Below are 17688 nucleotides of genomic sequence, written 5' to 3' on the forward strand. Positions count from 1 at the left end.
CGCGCGCCGCGTTTGTCCAGATAATAAAAAAGCCCGCCTTTCGGCGGGCTTTTTTGTACGTCGACGGCTGTTCGCGTGCTCAGCGCTTCAGCTTCGCGAATGCCGCGGCCATCGCGCCGGCCGGCTCCGGTTCGCGCGAACGCTGCGGGCGGGCGGCGCCGCGCCCCGCATTGCCGCGGTCCTGGCCGCCGCGCGACGTCATGCCGGGCGCTGCCGCGTCGTCGTCGAGGCGCATCGTCAGCGCGATGCGCTGGCGCTTCACGTCGACGTCGATCACCTTCACCTTGACGACCTGGCCGGCCTTCACGACTTCGTGCGGGTCCTTGATGAACTTCGTCGACATCGCCGACACGTGGACGAGGCCGTCCTGGTGCACGCCGATATCCACGAACGCGCCGAACGCCGCGACGTTCGTCACGACGCCTTCGAGCATCATGCCCGGCACGAGGTCCGAGACCTTCTCGACGCCTTCGCGGAACGTGGCCGTCTTGAATTCCGGACGCGGATCGCGCCCCGGTTTCTCCAGTTCGGCGAGGATGTCGCGCACGGTCGGCAGGCCGAAACGTTCGTCAACAAATTCCGTCGGCGACAGACCCGACAGCGCTTCGCGGTTGCCGAGCACGTCGTCGATGCGCTTGTTGATCTTCGCGAGCATCCGCTCGACGACCGGATACGCTTCCGGGTGCACCGACGAGCGGTCGAGCGGGTTCTCGCCGCCGTTGATGCGCAGGAAGCCGGCGGCCTGTTCGAAAGTCTTGTCGCCGAGGCGCGGTACCTTGCGCAGGTGCTCGCGCGACGGGAACGGGCCGTTTGCATCCCGATAGTCGACGATGTTGCGCGCGAGCGTCGCGTTCAGGCCCGACACGCGGGCGAGCAGCGGGGCCGACGCGGTGTTCGCGTCGACGCCGACCGCGTTCACGCAATCCTCGACGACTGCGTCGAGCGAGCGGGCGAGTTCGCGCTGGTTCACGTCGTGCTGGTACTGGCCGACGCCGATCGCCTTCGGCTCGATCTTCACGAGCTCGGCGAGCGGGTCCTGCAGGCGGCGGGCGATCGACACGGCGCCGCGCAGCGACACGTCGAGATCCGGGAATTCCTTCGCGGCGAGCTCGGACGCCGAGTAGACCGACGCGCCGGCTTCCGACACGACGATCTTCTGCAGCCGCAGCTCCGGGTGTTTCGCGATCAGTTCGCTCGCGAGCTTGTCGGTTTCGCGCGACGCGGTGCCGTTACCGATGCTGATCAGCTCGGCCTGCGTCTGCGCGGCGATGCGCGCGAGTTTCGCGATCGAGCCGTCCCAGTCGCGGCGCGGCTCGTGCGGGTAGATCGTGTCGGTCGCGAGCACCTTGCCGGTGCGGTCGACGACCGCGACCTTCACGCCCGTGCGCAGGCCGGGGTCGAGGCCGATCACGGCCTTCGGGCCGGCCGGCGCGGCCAGCAGCAGGTCGTTCAGGTTGCGCGCGAACACGCGGATCGCTTCGGTTTCGGCCGTTTCGCGCAGCTGCGTGAGCAGTTCGTTCTCGATATGCGGCTGCACCTTCACGCGCCAGCACCAGCGGCAGACGTCGGACAGCCATTTGTCGGCCGGGCGATTCTGGTTCGCGATGCCGAAATGGCGCGCGATCATCGCCTCGCCCGGATGCGGCACCTGCGCGTCAAGCTCTTCGCCGAGGCCGAGCTTGATCGTCAGCACGCCGGCGTTGCGGCCGCGGAACAGCGCGAGCGCACGGTGCGACGGCACGGTCTTGATCGTTTCCGCGTAGTCGTAATAATCGCGGAATTTCTCGCCTTCCTCGTTTTCCTTGCCCTCGACGACGGCCGACGACACGACGCCCTGGTTGTGCAGGTAGTCGCGCAGCTTGCCAAGCAGCTCTGCCGTCTCGCCGAACTGCTCGGACAGGATGTCGCGCGCGCCGTCGAGCGCGGCCTTCACGTCGGCGACGCCCTTGTCGGCGTCGACATACGCGGCCGCCTCGGCCTGCGGGTCGAGCAGCGGGTTCGCGAGCAGCGCCTGCGCGAGCGGCTCGAGGCCGGCTTCGCGGGCGATCTGCGCACGCGTGCGGCGCTTCGGCTTGTACGGCAGATAAAGGTCTTCGAGCACCTGTTTGCTGTCGGCCGCGTCGATCGCGGCACGCAGTTCGTCGGTCAGCTTGCCCTGTTCGTCGATGCTCGACAGGATCGCGGCGCGGCGATCCTCGAGTTCGCGCAGATACAGGAGGCGTTCCTCGAGGTTGCGCAGCTGCGTGTCGTCCAGGTTGCCGGTCACTTCCTTGCGGTACCGGGCAATGAACGGAACGGTCGAGCCTTCGTCGAGGAGTTGCACGGCCGCCGCGACCTGGCGCGGCTGGACGGACAGTTCGGTGGCGATGCGCTGTACGATCTTGAGTGCTACGGTTTCCGTCATGTCGTGGATGGTCTGTCTGCCTGCTGAAATCGCGGCGCGGGCCGGCAGGCCCGAAGCGGCGGGCTGCCCGGCGGGCCCGACGGGCCAGAGGCCGCGGGTGAATGAAGCGGGGCATTTTGCCATAAATGGCGGAGCGTCCAGCCGGGGGTGATAGAATTTGACACATGTCCCGCAGCTTTCCTACGACGTTGCCAACTTCCCGCATTTCTCTCGTCGCGCTCGGCGCAGCGCTCGCCGCGGCTTTGTCTGCCGGGCCTTCCGGTGCATTTGCGCAGGCCACTGGCGCCAGCGCGCCGGACACCGTCGCGTCCGCGCCCGTTGCAGCCTCCGCCGCCCCGGATTTCGACGCCCGTCAAAAAGTGCTCAATCAACGCTCCGCGGAAAACGATTATCGTTATGCGGTGGCGGAGCACGACTGTTACAGCAAGTTCTTCGTCAACCACTGTCTCGGCAAGGCGCGCGACCAGATGCGCGAGGAGCGGGCGAGCATTCGCCAGGAACAGCTCGCGCTGAACGACGAGCAGCGCGCGGTGCGGGCGCAGCAGCGCGACCAGCAGCAGGCGTTGAAGCAGGCCCGGAACGAGGCGGAAGCGCCGCAGCGGGCGGCGAACGACGCGGCGAACGCGGCTGCATTCCGCGACAAGCAGGAGCAGAATGCACTGAAGCAGGCGCAGCGCGGCGCGGAAGGGCCACAACGCGCGGCGAGCAAGCAGGCATACGACCAGAAGCAGGCGGATTTCCAGCGCAAGCTCGACCAGGCGCACCAGCAGGCGGCGCAGAAGGCGCAGGAGCGGGCGGACAACGCCACGCGCTACGAGCAGAAGCAGAAGGACGCCGCGCAGCACAAGGCCGATGTCGAGCGGCGTCAGCAGGAAGCGGCCGAGAAGGCCAAGCAGCAGCAACAGCAGGGGCAGTAACGTGTTGAATTGATCGGGATCAGTCTCGGGCGCGTCGGCACGCCAGTCGTCGCGCTGCTTCGATGAGGAGGCAAGTATGCAAAACCGTCACACGGAACAGCAGCAGGAATTGCACAACCGTTTGGCTGCATTGCAGGAGCAGCACCAGCAGCTCGCTCGGGAGATCGAGCTGAAGGAAGGGCACTCCGACATCGACGACATCACGCTGCATCGGCTGAAGAAGGAAAAGCTGGCGGCCAAGGACAAAATCATTTTGCTGCAATCGCAGCTCGAACCGGATAAGCGCGCCTGAGCGCGGCCTGGCAAGCGCCGGCGCCGCCCGGGCGCTGGACACAGGAACGCTTGCCTTGAATTCACCGCTTGAAGCCACCCCCGATGCCCGGCGTGACACGACGTCCGCCGGGCGTGTTCGTGCGTCCGAAGGCACCTTCGAGCTGAGCCGCAAGCGCGTCGACGAGCTCGACACGATCTTTGGCGAAGGCGGGTTGCTGGCGCGCGCGCTCGACGGGTACCGGCCGCGTACGTCGCAGATCGAGATGGCGCGCGCGGTCGCGTCCGCGATGGAGGCATCCGCGCGCCGGATGCCCGAGCCCGAGATCTTCGAAACCCGCAAGCGGCCGGCACGCCGCTTGGGCGATGCCGACAAGACGGCCGGGGCGGCCGCGGACGATGCCGCGGCAGCCGAATCCGACAGCGACGCAGGCGACAACACGCTGATCGTCGAGGCCGGCACGGGTACCGGCAAGACCTACGCGTATCTGGTGCCCGCAATGCTGTGGGGCGGCAAGGTGATCGTGTCGACCGGCACGAAGCACTTGCAGGACCAGCTGTTCCAGCGCGACATCCCGACCGTACGCAATGCGCTCGCGGTGCCGGTGTCGGTCGCGATGCTCAAGGGCCGCGCCAACTACCTGTGCCACTACTACCTGCAACGCACGGCCGACAACGGCCGGCTGCCGTCGCGGCAGGACACGGCCTATCTGCAGGAAATCGTCCGCTTCGCGAAGATCACGAAGAGCGGCGACAAGGCCGAACTCGCGAGCGTGCCGGAAAACGCGCCCGTGTGGTCGATGGTCACGTCGACGCGCGACAACTGCCTCGGCCAGGAATGCCCGCACTACAAGGAATGCTTCGTGATGCAGGCGCGGCGTGAGGCGCAGCAGGCCGACATCGTCGTCGTCAACCATCACCTGTTCTTCGCGGACATCATGCTGCGCGACACGGGGATGGCCGAACTGCTGCCGAATGCGAACACGATTATCTTCGACGAAGCGCATCAGCTGCCGGAGACGGCGACGCTGTTCTTCGGTGAGACGCTGTCGACGACGCAGATCCTCGAACTCGCGCGCGACACGGTCGCCGAAGGCCTGAGCCATGCGCGCGACGCGGTCGAGTGGGTGAAGCTCGGCGGGGATCTCGAGCGCGCGGCGCGCGACCTGCGCCTCGCGTTCGCGGATGGCCAGATCGTGCGTATGTCGCTTGCGCAGCTCGGCGACGATCACCCGATGTTCGGTGCGCTCGACGCGCTCGACGTGGCGCTCGATGCGCTCGCCTCGGCGCTCGCGAGCCAGGCCGAGCGCGCGGAATCGCTCGGCGCGTGCCTGCGGCGCGCGCGCGAGCTGCAGGACCTGCTGGCCGGCTGGGTCGCGCCCGGCGCGGCGGAAGCGGCCGCGCAAGCCGACGCGGCAGCGGCAGCCGACGGCGATCCGAACGAGAAGGTGCGCTGGGTCGAGGTGTTCGCGCATACCGTCCAGCTGCACGAAACGCCGCTGTCGGTCGCGCCGATCTTCGCGAAACAGCGTGCGGGCGTGCCGCGTGCATGGGTGTTTACGTCGGCTACGCTATCGGTGCGCGGCGATTTCACGCACTACGCGGCGCAGATGGGCCTCAGCTCGCGTCGTTCGATGACGCTCGCCAGCCCGTTCGATTACCAGTCGCAGGGACTGCTATACGTGCCGCGCAACCTGCCGCAGCCGTCTTCGCCGGCGTTTACCGATGCCGTCTTCGATGCCGCGCTGCCGGCGATCGAGGCATCCGGCGGCGGCGTGTTCATGCTGTGCACGACGCTGCGTGCGGTCGACCGGATCGCGTCGAAGCTGCGCGACGTGATCGAAGCGCGCGGCTGGAACACGCCGCTGCTCGTACAGGGCGACGCAAGCCGCACCGAGCTGCTCGACCGCTTCCGCGCGTACGGCAATGCGATCCTGGTCGGTAGCCAGAGCTTCTGGGAAGGTGTCGACGTGCGCGGCGATGCGTTGTCGCTGGTCGTGATCGACAAGCTGCCGTTCGCGCCGCCGGACGATCCGGTGCTGGCCGCGCGGCTCGATGCATTGACGAAGAAGGGGCTGAGCCCGTTCGCCGTGCATCAGCTGCCGCAGGCCGTGATCACGCTGAAGCAGGGCGCGGGCCGGCTGATTCGTGCGGAGACGGATCGCGGCGTGCTGATGATCTGCGACACGCGGCTCGTCGACAAGCCGTACGGGCGTCGGATCTGGCAAAGCCTGCCGCCGTTCAAGCGCACGCGCGAGATCGCGGTCGTGCAGGATTTCTTCGACGAGCACCGCTCGGGCAAGCACGCTTGATTGCACGCGCGACGCTTGTCGCTTGATCGCCCCGGTGCCGCTTGCATGCGGCGCCAATAAAAAACCCGGCTCGATGGCCGGGTTTTTTGTGTGCGCAACGGGTGTTACATCGTGCCGTGCTTCAGAACTGCCACCACGACTTCTTCGCACCGGGGCGCGAATGGCCCGTCACGTACGGGCTGTCGGGGAACGTGCCCGCGAGCACGCGCTTGGTGTCCTCGGCGAGTTCCGGCTGGTTCAGCTTGCCGTACGACAGGATCATGATGTGCAGCGCATCCTCGATCGCCGGCGCGCCCTTGTAGTCCTTGATCGCGAGCTGCGCGCGGTTGATGGCCGCGACATACGCGCCGCGACGGTAGTAGTAGTCGGCCGCGTGCACTTCGTGCGACGCGAGCGCGTTGACGATGTAGCGCATCCGCGCGGCCGCATCGGGCGCGTACTTGCTCTTCGGGAAGCGATCGACCACGACCTTGAACGCATCGTACGATTCGCGCAGTGCCTGCGGATCGCGCTCGCTCATGTCCTGGCCGGAGAAGCGCCCGAACAGGCCGAGATCGTCGTTGAAGTGGATCATCCCCTTCAGGTAGTACGCGTACGGGATGTCCGGATGATCGGGGTGGAGCTGGATGAAGCGATCGACGGCCTGGTCGGCCGCTGCTGCTTCGTTATCCTTCCAGTTGCAGTATGCAACGTTGATCTGCGCCTGTTGCGCGAAATGGCCGAACGGATCGCGGCCTTGCAGCGATTCGAAATATTTCGCGCACTTGCCCCAGTCGCCGCCGGACAGTGCGTCCTGGGCCTCTGAGTATAATTTGTTGTTCGACCAGGTAGCCGTCTCGTCCTGCTTCTGCGGCAAGCCGTGGCAGCCGGCGATGAGGGCCGCGGCCGCTACCGCCGCAGCCCGGGCGGCGACGGTTCTGGCCGTGCGTTTGGTCGAATTCATCATGCTCGCATGTCCTAGCTTCAAGTCTCGGTGACCCAGTCTAAATGACCCGTTCAAGTTCGCAGAATGCCCAGCCGGGCACACCAAATCGCGAAGATTATAGCCCAAGCGATCGGCCCGCCGACGCTGCGTCGGGGGATTCCCTCGATGACGATCTGCCCGGCGACGCGATGCAGCCGCCCGTCGTGCCGTCCGCGGCGGTCGACGAGGCGCCGCGCGTCGTCGAAGTGCCGCTGTCGCTCGCGGGTGAACGCCTCGACAAGGCGCTTGCCCAACTGTTCCCCGAATTCTCGCGCAGCCGCCTGCAGAGCTGGATCGAGGCGCAGCGCGTGCTCGTCGACGGCGCGCCGGCGAAGATCCGTCAGCCGGTGCCGCTCGGCGCGAAGATCGCGCTCGTGCCCGATCTGCTGCCCGAGCAGCTCGCGTTCACGCCGGAGCCCGTGCCGCTCGACGTGATCTACGAGGACGACGCGCTCGTCGTCATCAACAAGCCGGCCGGCCTTGTCGTGCACCCGGCCGCCGGCAACTGGAGCGGCACGATCCTCAACGGTCTGCTGCATCGCTACGGCGACGCGGCGGCCGGCCTGCCGCGCGCGGGGATCGTCCACCGGCTCGACAAGGAAACCTCCGGCCTGATGGTGGTCGCCCGCACGCTGGCCGCGCAGACGGACCTCGTGCGCCAGTTGCAGGCCCGCACGGTGAAGCGCCGCTATTTCGCGCTGGTGTGGGGCACGATGCCCGAGGAGGGCACGATCGACGCGCCGATCGGCCGCGATCCGCGCGAGCGCACGCGCATGGCCGTCGTCACCGGCGCGTCGGGCAAGCCCGCGCGCACGCATTTCCGCACGGTTGACACATGCCTGTGGCAACGTCAGCCGGTTTCGGCGATTCAGTGCGATCTCGAAACCGGCCGCACGCACCAGATCCGCGTGCACTGCGCGCACGCCGGGCATCCGCTGCTCGGCGATCCGGTCTACGGGCGTGCGCGCGGCAAGCGCTCGGTCACGCCGCTGCCGGACGGGTTCGCACGACAGGCGCTGCATGCGTGGCGGCTCGGCCTCGTACATCCGGTCACGGGCAAGGCGATGCAGTGGCGCTGCCCGCTGCCGGACGACATGAACACGCTGGTCGCCGCGCTGGGCTTCGGGCAGGGCGACGAGGAATTCGACGACGACGACGGTGTCTACGACGATGACGACTTCGGCGGCGAGTATCACGACGACGAGCCGTACCTGGACGACGAGGAGGAGTGAGTGCCGATGACGAACCTGGCGCCGTTGACGTGGCAGGACTGCGTGCAGCCCGACTGGCAGGTGTCGCCGCGCGTGCGCGCGCTGATCACGACGCGCGACGGTGGTGTGAGCGAGGGCCCGTACGGGCGCTGGCAGGACGGTGTGGCGCTGCCGGGCGGGATGAATCTCGGCCTGCATACCGGTGACGATCCCGACCATGTCGCGGTCAATCGCGCGCGCGTGCTCGCTCTCGCCGGGCAGTCGAGCGCCGCATGGCTCGAGCAGGTTCACGGTGCACGGATCGTGCAGGCGGACGAGGTGATCGCCGCGGCGCCTGCGGCCACGGCGCCGGTGCAGGCCGACGCGAGCGTCACGAACCAGGCAGGCGCCGTCTGCGTGGTGATGGTGGCCGATTGCCTGCCCGTGCTGCTGTGCGACGCGCAGGGTCGCGCGGTCGGCGCCGCGCATGCGGGCTGGCGCGGGCTCGCGGCCGGCATCGTCGAGCAGACGGCGGCGCGCGTCGCGGCGCTCGCGGGCGGCGCGACGGACACGCTGCATGCGTATCTCGGCCCGGCGATCGGCCCGCGGGCGTTCGAGGTCGGCGCCGAGGTGCGCGACGCGTTTCTCGACACGGCTGCGCAGTCGGAGCATGATGAAACCCGTCATGCGTTCGTTGCCATCGACGGCGCGCCCGGCAAGTTTCTTACCGATCTCTACGCGCTCGCGCGCGTGCGACTCGTGCGTGCGGGCGTGGTGCACGTGAGCGGCGGGACAGCTTGCACGGTCGCCGAACCCGCGCGCTTCTATTCGTACCGGCGCGACCGTGTGACGGGCCGCATGGCCGCGGCAATCTGGCTGGCCGATTGATCGCATGCGCATGCGCGGGTTTTGTTGCGTCGCGAAATCGGGTTATCTCGATATTGAGGCGGCAATGCGGCACTGCATGCGCAACTGAATGAAAAATCCCGGAGTCAAGTCAAGCAAAATGTTTTATGTTTCGCCGGAACCCTTGTCCCGTCTGTCGTGCGCGGATTATCTCCGTGAAATGTTCAGTAGTTTGATCGGGCGCTTCACATGGGGAAAACGATAATGATAAAAATACCGCACTGCGGCAGAATCTGGAGACGCCTCTCCAGAGCATGACGGCCCGGCTCGCAGCCGGCACGCCGCGCGCGAGCAGGATTTCACGATTGACGCTCACGAATCACCGGTAAGGCAGGTAATGACAGCATCGAAAAATTCGTCGACGTCCGCGCATGCGGGCACTTCCGCGGGCAGCACCGGTTTCGATCCGGCCGCCCAGCCGATGCAGCAGATGTTCGAGTCGTGGTTGAACGCGTGGCGCGGTTTTGCCGATCCGGCGCGTGCCGCGACGGCCTCGGCCACCGTCAATCCGTTCGCGACATTCCAGTTCCCGACGTCGTTTCCGTTCCAGCTGCCGTCGATGCCCGACCTCGGTGCGATGGCGTCGCCGTTCGCGGGGCTGAAGCTGCCAGTTGCGGCGATTCCGCCCGAACGGCTCCAGGCATTGCAGGCCGACTACGCGCGCGATTGCATGACGCTGATGCAGCAGGCGGCCGCCGCGAAGCTCGAGTCGCCGGAGTTGAAAGACCGCCGCTTCAGCGGCGACGCATGGAAGGCGTCGCCCGCGCATGCGTTCGCGGCTGCGTGGTATCTGCTCAACGCGCGTTATCTGCAGGAGCTGGCCGACGCGCTGCAGACCGATCCGAAGACGCGCGAGCGCATTCGTTTCACGGTCCAGCAATGGACGGCCGCCGCCGCGCCGAGCAACTTCCTCGCACTCAATCCCGATGCACAGAAATCGATCCTCGAGACGCAGGGCGAAAGCCTGCGGCAGGGGATGATGAACCTGCTCGGCGACCTGCAGCGCGGCAAGATTTCGCAGACCGACGAATCGCAGTTCGTGGTCGGCAAGAACCTCGGGTGTACCGCGGGCGCGGTCGTGTACGAGAACGACCTGATCCAGCTGATCCAGTACACGCCGAAGACGGACAAGGTGTTCGAGCGGCCGCTGCTGATCGTGCCGCCGTGCATCAACAAGTTCTACATCCTCGACCTGCAACCCGAGAATTCGCTCGTCGCGCACGCGCTGTCGAACGGCCATCAGGTGTTCCTCGTGTCGTGGCGCAACGCGGATGCGTCGGTCGCGCACAAGACGTGGGACGACTACATGAACGAAGGGCTGCTCGCGGCGATCGACGCGGTGCAGCAGATCAGCGGCCGCGAGCAGATCAACACGCTCGGCTTCTGCGTCGGCGGCACGATGCTCGCGACCGCGCTCGCGGTGCTCGCCGCGCGCGGCGAACATCCGGCTGCGTCGATGACGCTGCTCACCGCGATGCTCGACTTCACCGACACGGGCATCCTCGACGTGTTCGTCGACGAGGCGCATGTGCAGATGCGCGAGCAGACCATCGGCGGCAAGAACGGTACGCAACCGGGGCTGATGCGCGGCATGGAGTTCGCGAACACGTTCTCGTTCCTGCGGCCGAACGACCTCGTGTGGAACTACGTCGTCGACAACTACCTGAAGGGCCGCACGCCCGCGCCGTTCGACCTGCTGTACTGGAACAGCGATTCGACCAGCCTGCCGGGCCCGATGTACGCGTGGTACCTGCGCCATACCTATCTCGAAAACAAGCTGCGCGAACCGGGTGCGTTGACCGTGTGCGGCGAATCGGTCGACCTGTCGCTGATCGACGTGCCGACCTTCATCTACGGCTCGCGCGAGGATCACATCGTGCCGTGGCAGACCGCCTATGCATCGACGTCGATCCTGTCGGGTCCGCTGAAATTCGTGCTCGGCGCGTCGGGGCACATCGCGGGCGTGATCAATCCGCCGGCGAAGAAGAAGCGCAGCTACTGGGTCAACGAGGGCGACCTGCCCGAATCCGCGGACGACTGGTTTGCCGGGGCGACCGAGCAGCCGGGAAGCTGGTGGACGACGTGGGTCGAGTGGCTCGACGCGTACGGCGGCCGCAAGGTCGCGCCGCCGGCCCAGCCGGGTTCCGCGCAATTCCCGGTGATCGAGCCGGCGCCCGGGCGCTACGTGTTGCAGCGCGATTGACGAAAACCGGACAGCGGCGCACGCTGTCCGGTGCACCGCAGTTTTTTTAACAGGGCCGGTAACGATGCGCCGTGTCGTGCGGGCCTGGAGGAAAGGGAAATGACGGATGTAGTGATCGTATCGGCCGCGCGGACCGCGGTCGGCAAATTCGGCGGCTCGCTCGCGAAGATTGCGGCGCCCGAACTGGGCGCGACGGTGATCCGCGCGGTGCTGGAGCGTGCGGGCGTGAAGCCCGAGCAGGTCAGCGAAGTGATCATGGGCCAGGTGTTGACGGCCGGCTCCGGGCAGAACCCGGCGCGGCAGTCGTTGATCAAGGCGGGGCTGCCCACGGCCGTGCCGGGGATGACGATCAACAAGGTGTGCGGCTCGGGCCTGAAGTCCGTGATGCTGGCGGCGAACGCGATCATCGCGGGCGACGCGGAGATCGTGATCGCGGGCGGCCAGGAGAACATGAGCGCGTCGCCGCACGTGCTGCCGGGCTCGCGCGACGGCTTCCGGATGGGCGACGCGAAGCTGGTCGACACGATGATCGTCGACGGCCTGTGGGACGTGTACAACCAGTACCACATGGGCATCACGGCGGAGAACGTCGCGAAGGAATACGGGATCACGCGCGAAGAGCAGGACGCGTTCGCGGCGCTGTCGCAGAACAAGGCGGAAGCCGCGCAGAAGGCCGGCCGTTTCAATGACGAGATCGTGCCGGTGTCGATCCCGCAACGCAAGGGCGAGCCGCTGCAGTTCGCGACCGACGAGTTCGTGCGTCACGGCGTGACGGCGGAATCGCTGGCGGGCCTGAAGCCGGCGTTCTCGAAGGACGGCTCGGTGACGGCGGCGAACGCGTCGGGGTTGAACGACGGCGCGGCGGCGGTGCTGGTGATGTCGGCGCAGAAGGCGGCGGCGCTGGGCCTGACGCCGCTGGCGCGGATCAAGGCGTACGCGAACGCGGGCGTGGACCCGAGCGTGATGGGCATGGGCCCGGTGCCGGCGTCGCGCCGGGCGCTGGAGCGCGCGGGCTGGACGCCGGGCGACCTGGACCTGATGGAGATCAACGAAGCGTTCGCGGCGCAGGCGCTGGCGGTGCACAAGCAGATGGGCTGGGACACGTCGAAGGTGAACGTGAACGGCGGGGCGATCGCGATCGGCCATCCGATCGGCGCGTCGGGCTGCCGGATTCTGGTGACGCTGCTGCACGAGATGGCCAAGCGCGACGCGAAGCGCGGGCTGGCGTCGCTGTGCATCGGCGGCGGGATGGGCGTCGCGCTCGCGGTCGAGCGTCCGTAACCGGCCGTTCGCCATCGGCGAACCGAATTCGTGCGCCGGCCGATTGCGGCTTCGGCCGGCGTCACGTGAAGTCAGAGGGGGCTCCGGCAGCTCTCGAAACCAAAAAATGGAGTGAGATTTATGTCTCAGCGAATTGCGTACGTAACGGGCGGGATGGGCGGCATCGGCACCAGCATCTGCCAGCGCCTGTCGAAAGACGGCTTCAAGGTGGTCGCAGGTTGTGGCCCGAACTCGCCGCGCCGGGTGAAATGGCTCGAGGACCAGAAGGCGCTCGGGTACGACTTCATCGCGTCGGAAGGCAACGTCGGCGACTGGGACTCGACCAAGGAAGCGTTCGACAAGGTCAAGGCCGAAGTCGGCGAGATCGACGTGCTGGTCAACAACGCGGGCATCACGCGCGACGTCGTGTTCCGCAAGATGACGCATGAAGACTGGACCGCCGTGATCGACACCAACCTGACGAGCCTGTTCAACGTCACGAAGCAGGTGATCGACGGGATGGTCGAACGTGGCTGGGGCCGCATCGTCAACATTTCGTCGGTGAACGGCCAGAAGGGGCAATTCGGCCAGACGAACTACTCGACCGCGAAGGCCGGCATTCACGGCTTCACGATGTCGCTCGCGCAGGAAGTCGCGACGAAGGGCGTGACGGTCAACACCGTGTCGCCGGGCTACATCGGTACCGACATGGTGAAGGCGATCCGCCCCGACGTGCTCGAGAAGATCGTCGCGACGATCCCGGTGCGGCGTCTCGGCGGCCCCGAGGAAATCGGCTCGATCGTCGCGTGGCTCGCGTCGAACGATTCCGGCTTCGCGACGGGCGCCGACTTCTCGCTGAACGGCGGCCTGCACATGGGCTGAGCGTCCGGGCTGCGCCGGCCGGGTGGCCGCGCAGCCGGGCGTTTTCCGAAGGCCCCCGCCTCCCGGATTCGGGCGGCGGGGATTCGTCACTTGCGCTACGCTGCACTCAAAGGCGTTACATGACTACTACAAAGAAGACGGCCGAACGGCTCATCAAGAAGTACCCGAACCGCCGGCTCTACGATACAGAGACAAGCACGTACATTACGCTGACCGACGTGAAGCAGCTCGTGCTGGAGCAGGAGGATTTCAAGGTCGTCGATGCGAAATCCAATGAAGACCTGACGCGCAGCATTCTCCTGCAGATCATCCTCGAAGAGGAAAGCGGTGGCGTGCCGATGTTCTCGTCGTCGATGCTGTCGCAGATCATCCGTTTCTACGGTCATGCGATGCAGGGCATGATGGGCACGTACCTGGAAAAGAACATCCAGGCGTTCATCGACATCCAGAACAAGCTCGCGGATCAATCGAAGAACCTCTACGAAGGTAACGCGATGAATCCGGAAGTCTGGTCGCAGTTCATGAACATGCAGGCGCCGATGATGCAAGGGATGATGACGAGCTACATCGAGCAATCGAAGAACATGTTCGTGCAGATGCAGGAGCAGATGCAGAACCAGGCGAAGTCGATGTTCAGCACGTTCCCGTTCAAGCAGCCGGGCACGCCGGAGCCCGAAAAGAAGTAACGGTTTCGCGGCAGGCCGGCCGTGGCGGCGCGAGCCGCCGGGCGTCGGTGCCGCGAAGCGGGGCGGTCGGTCGCCGTCGTGCATTCGGGCACGACGATGCGCGGTTGCCGCCTGCCGGAAGAAATCGCCGACGGTCGTCCAGGATCGTCGGCACCGAATGCCCGTGCCCGGTATGCGCGGGCATCGTCGTTCTCCAGTCGATCGAGATCCAGTCCATACGAATGAACGCCGCGACGCGCCGAGCCTGGTGGGGCGCGTTCGTGTCCGCGTGGGCGCTCGCGTGTCGTACCATAAGCGGCGCTGCACGGAAGCCGCTTATGGCGAACGCGATAGCGGTTCCCACGTAGGGCGAGAGGTGCGATGCCGCATCGATGCGCAGCGGCCGAGAAAAACAAACCGACTGAGAGAGAGCATGCGAGGGATTCGAACGGCATCGACCGGCAGGCTGGCCGGTCTTGCTGCGATGTTCATGATGGGTGTCGGAGTGGCCTTGCCGAGCTTTGCAATGGATTGCGCGAAAGCCGTCCAGCCGATCGAGAAGCGCATTTGCGCAAGCGCCGCGCTGCGCGCGGCCGATGCGCGGTTGAATGCAGCCTATGCGGGCGCGCTGAAGGCCGCGCCGGACGCCGCCATCCGCGACATGCTGGTGCGTAGCCAGCGCCGCTGGCTCGACGCGCGCAACAAGCGCCTCGATACCGATTACGAAGGCCATCGGCTGGCCGTCGACGAAGTGCGCAAGGCCTTCGATCGGCGTACCACCGTGCTGGCCGACCGATCGGGCGAAGGGCTGATCGCGCGAGCACTGGCTGAACGGCAGTGGCTCGCGAAATACAGCAGCGGCCCGCTGGCCGGCTTCGATGCAAACTGCGATTTCATCCCCGACGATGCGAGTGGCGCGCATGTCTCTTATGCGTGTTTCGGCGCGATTCACGTGCAGCATCATGCGCGGGTGTGCAGCCAGAGCGAGGACTGGGCGACCGGCGCGGTCTACCAGTATCGTCTGGTGAGCGCGGCCGATGGCGGGAAGGTGCATCCGGTGGCGTTCTGCGAAGCGCAAGGCGCGCATGCATGCGACAGCGGCAGCGCGCAGGCGGGATGGGTGCGTGCCGCGACGCCCGGCGGCGAGAGCCGTACACCCGCGCCGGTGACGGGCCTGCCGCAGCTCGATGCCGAATTGTGGCCGCTCGGCGATGGTGGCGATGCGGCGTGGTTCGACCGGTGTCTGACGGCGCCGGTGTTTCCGGATGCGCACTGACGCGCAGCGTCCGATGTTCGAGCAGGGCCCGCGATGGCGGGCTTTTTTGTTGCGTCGGCAACGCGTGCACGCGCGGCTGGTGGCAAACGATCATTTGCATCGACGCCACGCGCGCATGCGCGAGGTCATGCGAAATGATCGACTGCCTGCCGGCGCGTAACCACGCTGCAGGATCGCTGGTTCCGGCTGGCGTGACGCGCTTCGTCCTGACTCAGTGCGCCGGGCCGAAATCCTGATCGTCCTCCGACGGCGGCAGGTCGAGCACGAGCTTGACGGCGCTGTAGTTGGCCTTGAGCGAGAACACGCGGCCGATCACGAGAAACGTCTGCCGGGAGTTTTCGAGTTCGACGAAGTCGCCCGGTTGCGGGACATGCGCACCCTGGTCGTAGGAAAAGCTGGTGCTGGTCTGTTCGCCGATGGCTTCTGCGGCGTGTTCGGTGAATTCGATCGTGAGGTGGGTAGTCATGCGAGCCCCGTTGGGTCGATTGAAGGGAATGGATGCCGCGATTTTCGCATAGCGGCCGATCGCCGCCGTGCCGATTCTTGGTCGGCGCGTTTGATCGACGGGGCGTTGCGTCTGTCCTGGCATCCGGCCACAGCGCATTATTTCCCGGCGCCGCTCGCGCTTTTCCTTGAAAAGCGCCGAGTCGCCCATCCTTTTATCTCGGCCCAGTATTCCTTTCCCAGCAGCGCGACGGCAGCGACGAACACGATTTCGCCGATCACGACCAATGCCGGGATCACGAACGCCTTGTTCGGAATGGACGTGAGCGGAAGGATCGGCACCGCGATCCAGTACAAGAGCACGAGGCCCAGTAGCGCCAGGCCGGTCTTGGGACAGCGAAAAACGGCACCTTGGCCCTGTTTTTTTCATGCAGGCGGCGGCTTCGAAAGCGTGCGGCGATACCTGTCGTCGGATAGAGCGCGGCAGCAGGGCGGGATCGCGTCGCCCAGCACTGCGATGGGGCGGCTCGTCCGATCCGGCACGCGCTGGCCCTTCCCCGCGCTCATTTTGGCTCGCCGCCCCTAAATCGCTGTAAACTCACGCTTTTGCTGCCACGCCCCCACATTCCAGATGTCCCAATCCCCCAAAGTAGGGTTCGTATCCCTCGGCTGCCCGAAAGCGCTCGTCGATTCCGAACAGATCATCACGCAACTGCGCGCCGAAGGTTATGAAATCTCCGGCAGCTACGACGGCGCCGACCTCGTCGTCGTGAACACCTGCGGCTTCATCGACGAAGCCGTGCAGGAAAGCCTCGACGCGATCGGCGAAGCGCTGACCGAGAACGGCAAGGTCATCGTCACCGGCTGTCTCGGCGCGAAGTCGAGCGCGAGCGGCTCGAACCTGATCGAGGAAGTCCACCCGAAGGTGCTCGCGGTCACCGGCCCGCACGCGGTGGGCGAAGTGATGCAGGCCGTGCATTCGCACCTGCCGAAGCCGCACGACCCGTTCGTCGACCTCGTGCCCGCAGCCGGCATCAAGCTCACGCCGCGTCACTACGCATACCTGAAGATCTCCGAAGGCTGCAATCACCGCTGCACGTTCTGCATCATCCCGTCGATGCGCGGCGATCTGGTGTCGCGTCCGGTCGCCGAAGTGATGCTGGAAGCCGAGAACCTGTTCAAGTCGGGCGTGAAGGAACTGCTCGTGATCTCGCAGGACACGAGCGCATACGGCGTCGACGTGAAGTACCGCACCGGCTTCTGGAACGGCAAGCCGATCAAGACGCGCATGACCGACCTGGTCGCCGCGCTCGGCGAACTCGCCGCGCAGTACGGTGCGTGGGTGCGCCTGCACTACGTGTATCCGTATCCGAGCGTCGACGAAGTGATTCCGCTGATGGCCGAAGGTCCGTTCAAGGGCCACGTGCTGCCGTATCTCGACGTGCCGTTCCAGCATGCGCACCCGGAAGTGCTGAAGCGCATGAAGCGTCCGGCGAACGCCGAGAAGGTGCTCGAGCGTGTGCAGAAGTGGCGCGAGATCTGCCCGGACCTGACGATCCGCAGCACGTTCATCGCGGGCTTCCCCGGCGAGACGGAAGAACAGTTCGAAACGCTGCTCGACTTCATCCGCGAAGCGGAACTCGATCGCGTCGGCTGTTTCGCGTATTCGCCGGTCGAAGGCGCGACCGCGAACGACCTGGACGGCGCGCTGCCGGACGAGGTTCGCGAGGAGCGTCGCGCGCGCTTCATGGAAGTGGCCGAGGAAGTGTCGGCGAACCGCATGCAGCGCAAGGTCGGCAAGACGCTCAAGGTGCTGATCGACGAAGTCAGCGCGGAAGGCGGCATCGGCCGTACGGCCGCCGATGCGCCGGAGATCGACGGCGTCGTCTACGTCGAGCCGGCGGCGAAGGCATCGAAGCGCTACAAGGTCGGCGATTTCGTCTCCGTGAAGATCACGGGCGCCGACGGCCACGATCTGTGGGGCGAGGTGTAAGC

At 66.3% G+C, this 17688-nt stretch carries 15 protein-coding genes; 11 read left to right on the forward strand and 4 right to left on the reverse strand.

The features are described 5' to 3' along the window. Positions 1–79: 79 nt before the first annotated feature. Positions 80–2404: a Tex family protein gene (locus tag BLS50_RS15965; RefSeq protein WP_011694298.1), complete on the reverse strand. Its 2325-nt coding sequence runs from the start codon at positions 2402–2404 to the stop codon at positions 80–82. A gap of 164 nt (positions 2405–2568) precedes the next feature. Between BLS50_RS15965 and BLS50_RS15970 the strand changes: the two genes are divergently transcribed. From BLS50_RS15970 to BLS50_RS15980, 3 genes are all read left to right on the forward strand, one after another. Continuing rightward, positions 2569–3321 (forward strand): hypothetical protein, encoded by a 753-nt coding sequence (locus tag BLS50_RS15970; RefSeq protein ID WP_074802601.1) that lies wholly within the window; start codon positions 2569–2571, stop codon positions 3319–3321. Positions 3322–3397: 76 nt separating this feature from the next. Further along, positions 3398–3613, forward strand: a complete 216-nt coding sequence (locus BLS50_RS15975; protein WP_006478692.1) for a YdcH family protein — start codon at positions 3398–3400, stop codon at positions 3611–3613. 55 nt (positions 3614–3668) lie between these two features. Then, positions 3669–5903, forward strand: a complete 2235-nt coding sequence (locus tag BLS50_RS15980) for an ATP-dependent DNA helicase (RefSeq protein WP_074802602.1) — start codon at positions 3669–3671, stop codon at positions 5901–5903. 121 nt (positions 5904–6024) lie between these two features. Here BLS50_RS15980 and BLS50_RS15985 read toward each other — a convergent pair whose 3' ends face one another. Beyond that, the gene (locus tag BLS50_RS15985; protein ID WP_011549700.1) at positions 6025–6849 is read right to left on the reverse strand and encodes an outer membrane protein assembly factor BamD; all 825 of its coding nucleotides are present in this window, start codon (positions 6847–6849) and stop codon (positions 6025–6027) included. A 41-nt stretch (positions 6850–6890) separates the two neighbouring features. Between BLS50_RS15985 and BLS50_RS15990 the strand changes: the two genes are divergently transcribed. The 7 genes from BLS50_RS15990 (at position 6891) to BLS50_RS16020 (ending at position 15249) form a co-directional block, all read left to right on the forward strand. Then, positions 6891–8099: an RluA family pseudouridine synthase gene (locus BLS50_RS15990; protein ID WP_074802603.1), complete on the forward strand. Its 1209-nt coding sequence runs from the start codon at positions 6891–6893 to the stop codon at positions 8097–8099. 6 nt (positions 8100–8105) lie between these two features. Further along, positions 8106–8945: a peptidoglycan editing factor PgeF gene (gene pgeF, locus BLS50_RS15995; protein ID WP_074802604.1), complete on the forward strand. Its 840-nt coding sequence runs from the start codon at positions 8106–8108 to the stop codon at positions 8943–8945. 355 nt (positions 8946–9300) lie between these two features. After that, complete coding sequence (gene phaC, locus BLS50_RS16000) at positions 9301–11166, forward strand: class I poly(R)-hydroxyalkanoic acid synthase (RefSeq protein WP_074802605.1); 1866 nt, start codon at positions 9301–9303, stop codon at positions 11164–11166. Between the two features lie 99 nt (positions 11167–11265). After that, entirely contained in the window at positions 11266–12447 is a 1182-nt protein-coding gene (locus tag BLS50_RS16005; protein WP_074802606.1) for an acetyl-CoA C-acetyltransferase, read from the forward strand. A gap of 120 nt (positions 12448–12567) precedes the next feature. After that, on the forward strand, positions 12568–13308 hold the full coding sequence (locus tag BLS50_RS16010) for a 3-ketoacyl-ACP reductase (RefSeq protein WP_074802607.1): 741 nt from the start codon (positions 12568–12570) through the stop codon (positions 13306–13308). A gap of 119 nt (positions 13309–13427) precedes the next feature. Beyond that, positions 13428–13994: a polyhydroxyalkanoate synthesis repressor PhaR gene (phaR, locus tag BLS50_RS16015; protein ID WP_006478701.1), complete on the forward strand. Its 567-nt coding sequence runs from the start codon at positions 13428–13430 to the stop codon at positions 13992–13994. A 268-nt stretch (positions 13995–14262) separates the two neighbouring features. Beyond that, positions 14263–15249 carry a lysozyme inhibitor LprI family protein gene (locus tag BLS50_RS16020; protein ID WP_256334023.1) on the forward strand — a complete coding sequence of 329 codons (987 nt, stop codon included), beginning with the start codon at positions 14263–14265 and terminating at the stop codon, positions 15247–15249. 211 nt (positions 15250–15460) lie between these two features. Here the strand turns inward: BLS50_RS16020 and BLS50_RS16025 are convergent, their stop codons facing one another. Both BLS50_RS16025 and BLS50_RS16030 read right to left on the reverse strand, forming a co-directional pair. Next, a complete protein-coding gene (locus tag BLS50_RS16025; RefSeq protein ID WP_011549708.1) occupies positions 15461–15715 on the reverse strand; it encodes a hypothetical protein in 255 nt (84 codons plus the stop codon). Between the two features lie 137 nt (positions 15716–15852). Continuing rightward, on the reverse strand, positions 15853–16050 hold the full coding sequence (locus BLS50_RS16030; protein WP_412668058.1) for a transporter suffix domain-containing protein: 198 nt from the start codon (positions 16048–16050) through the stop codon (positions 15853–15855). A gap of 274 nt (positions 16051–16324) precedes the next feature. On the opposite strand from BLS50_RS16030, the gene rimO reads away from it, so the two are divergent. After that, positions 16325–17686, forward strand: a complete 1362-nt coding sequence (gene rimO, locus BLS50_RS16035) for a 30S ribosomal protein S12 methylthiotransferase RimO (RefSeq protein WP_027806526.1) — start codon at positions 16325–16327, stop codon at positions 17684–17686. The last annotated feature ends 2 nt before the right edge of the window (positions 17687–17688 follow it).

Source organism: Burkholderia orbicola (assembly GCF_900100915.1).
Taxonomy (GTDB): domain Bacteria; phylum Pseudomonadota; class Gammaproteobacteria; order Burkholderiales; family Burkholderiaceae; genus Burkholderia; species Burkholderia orbicola.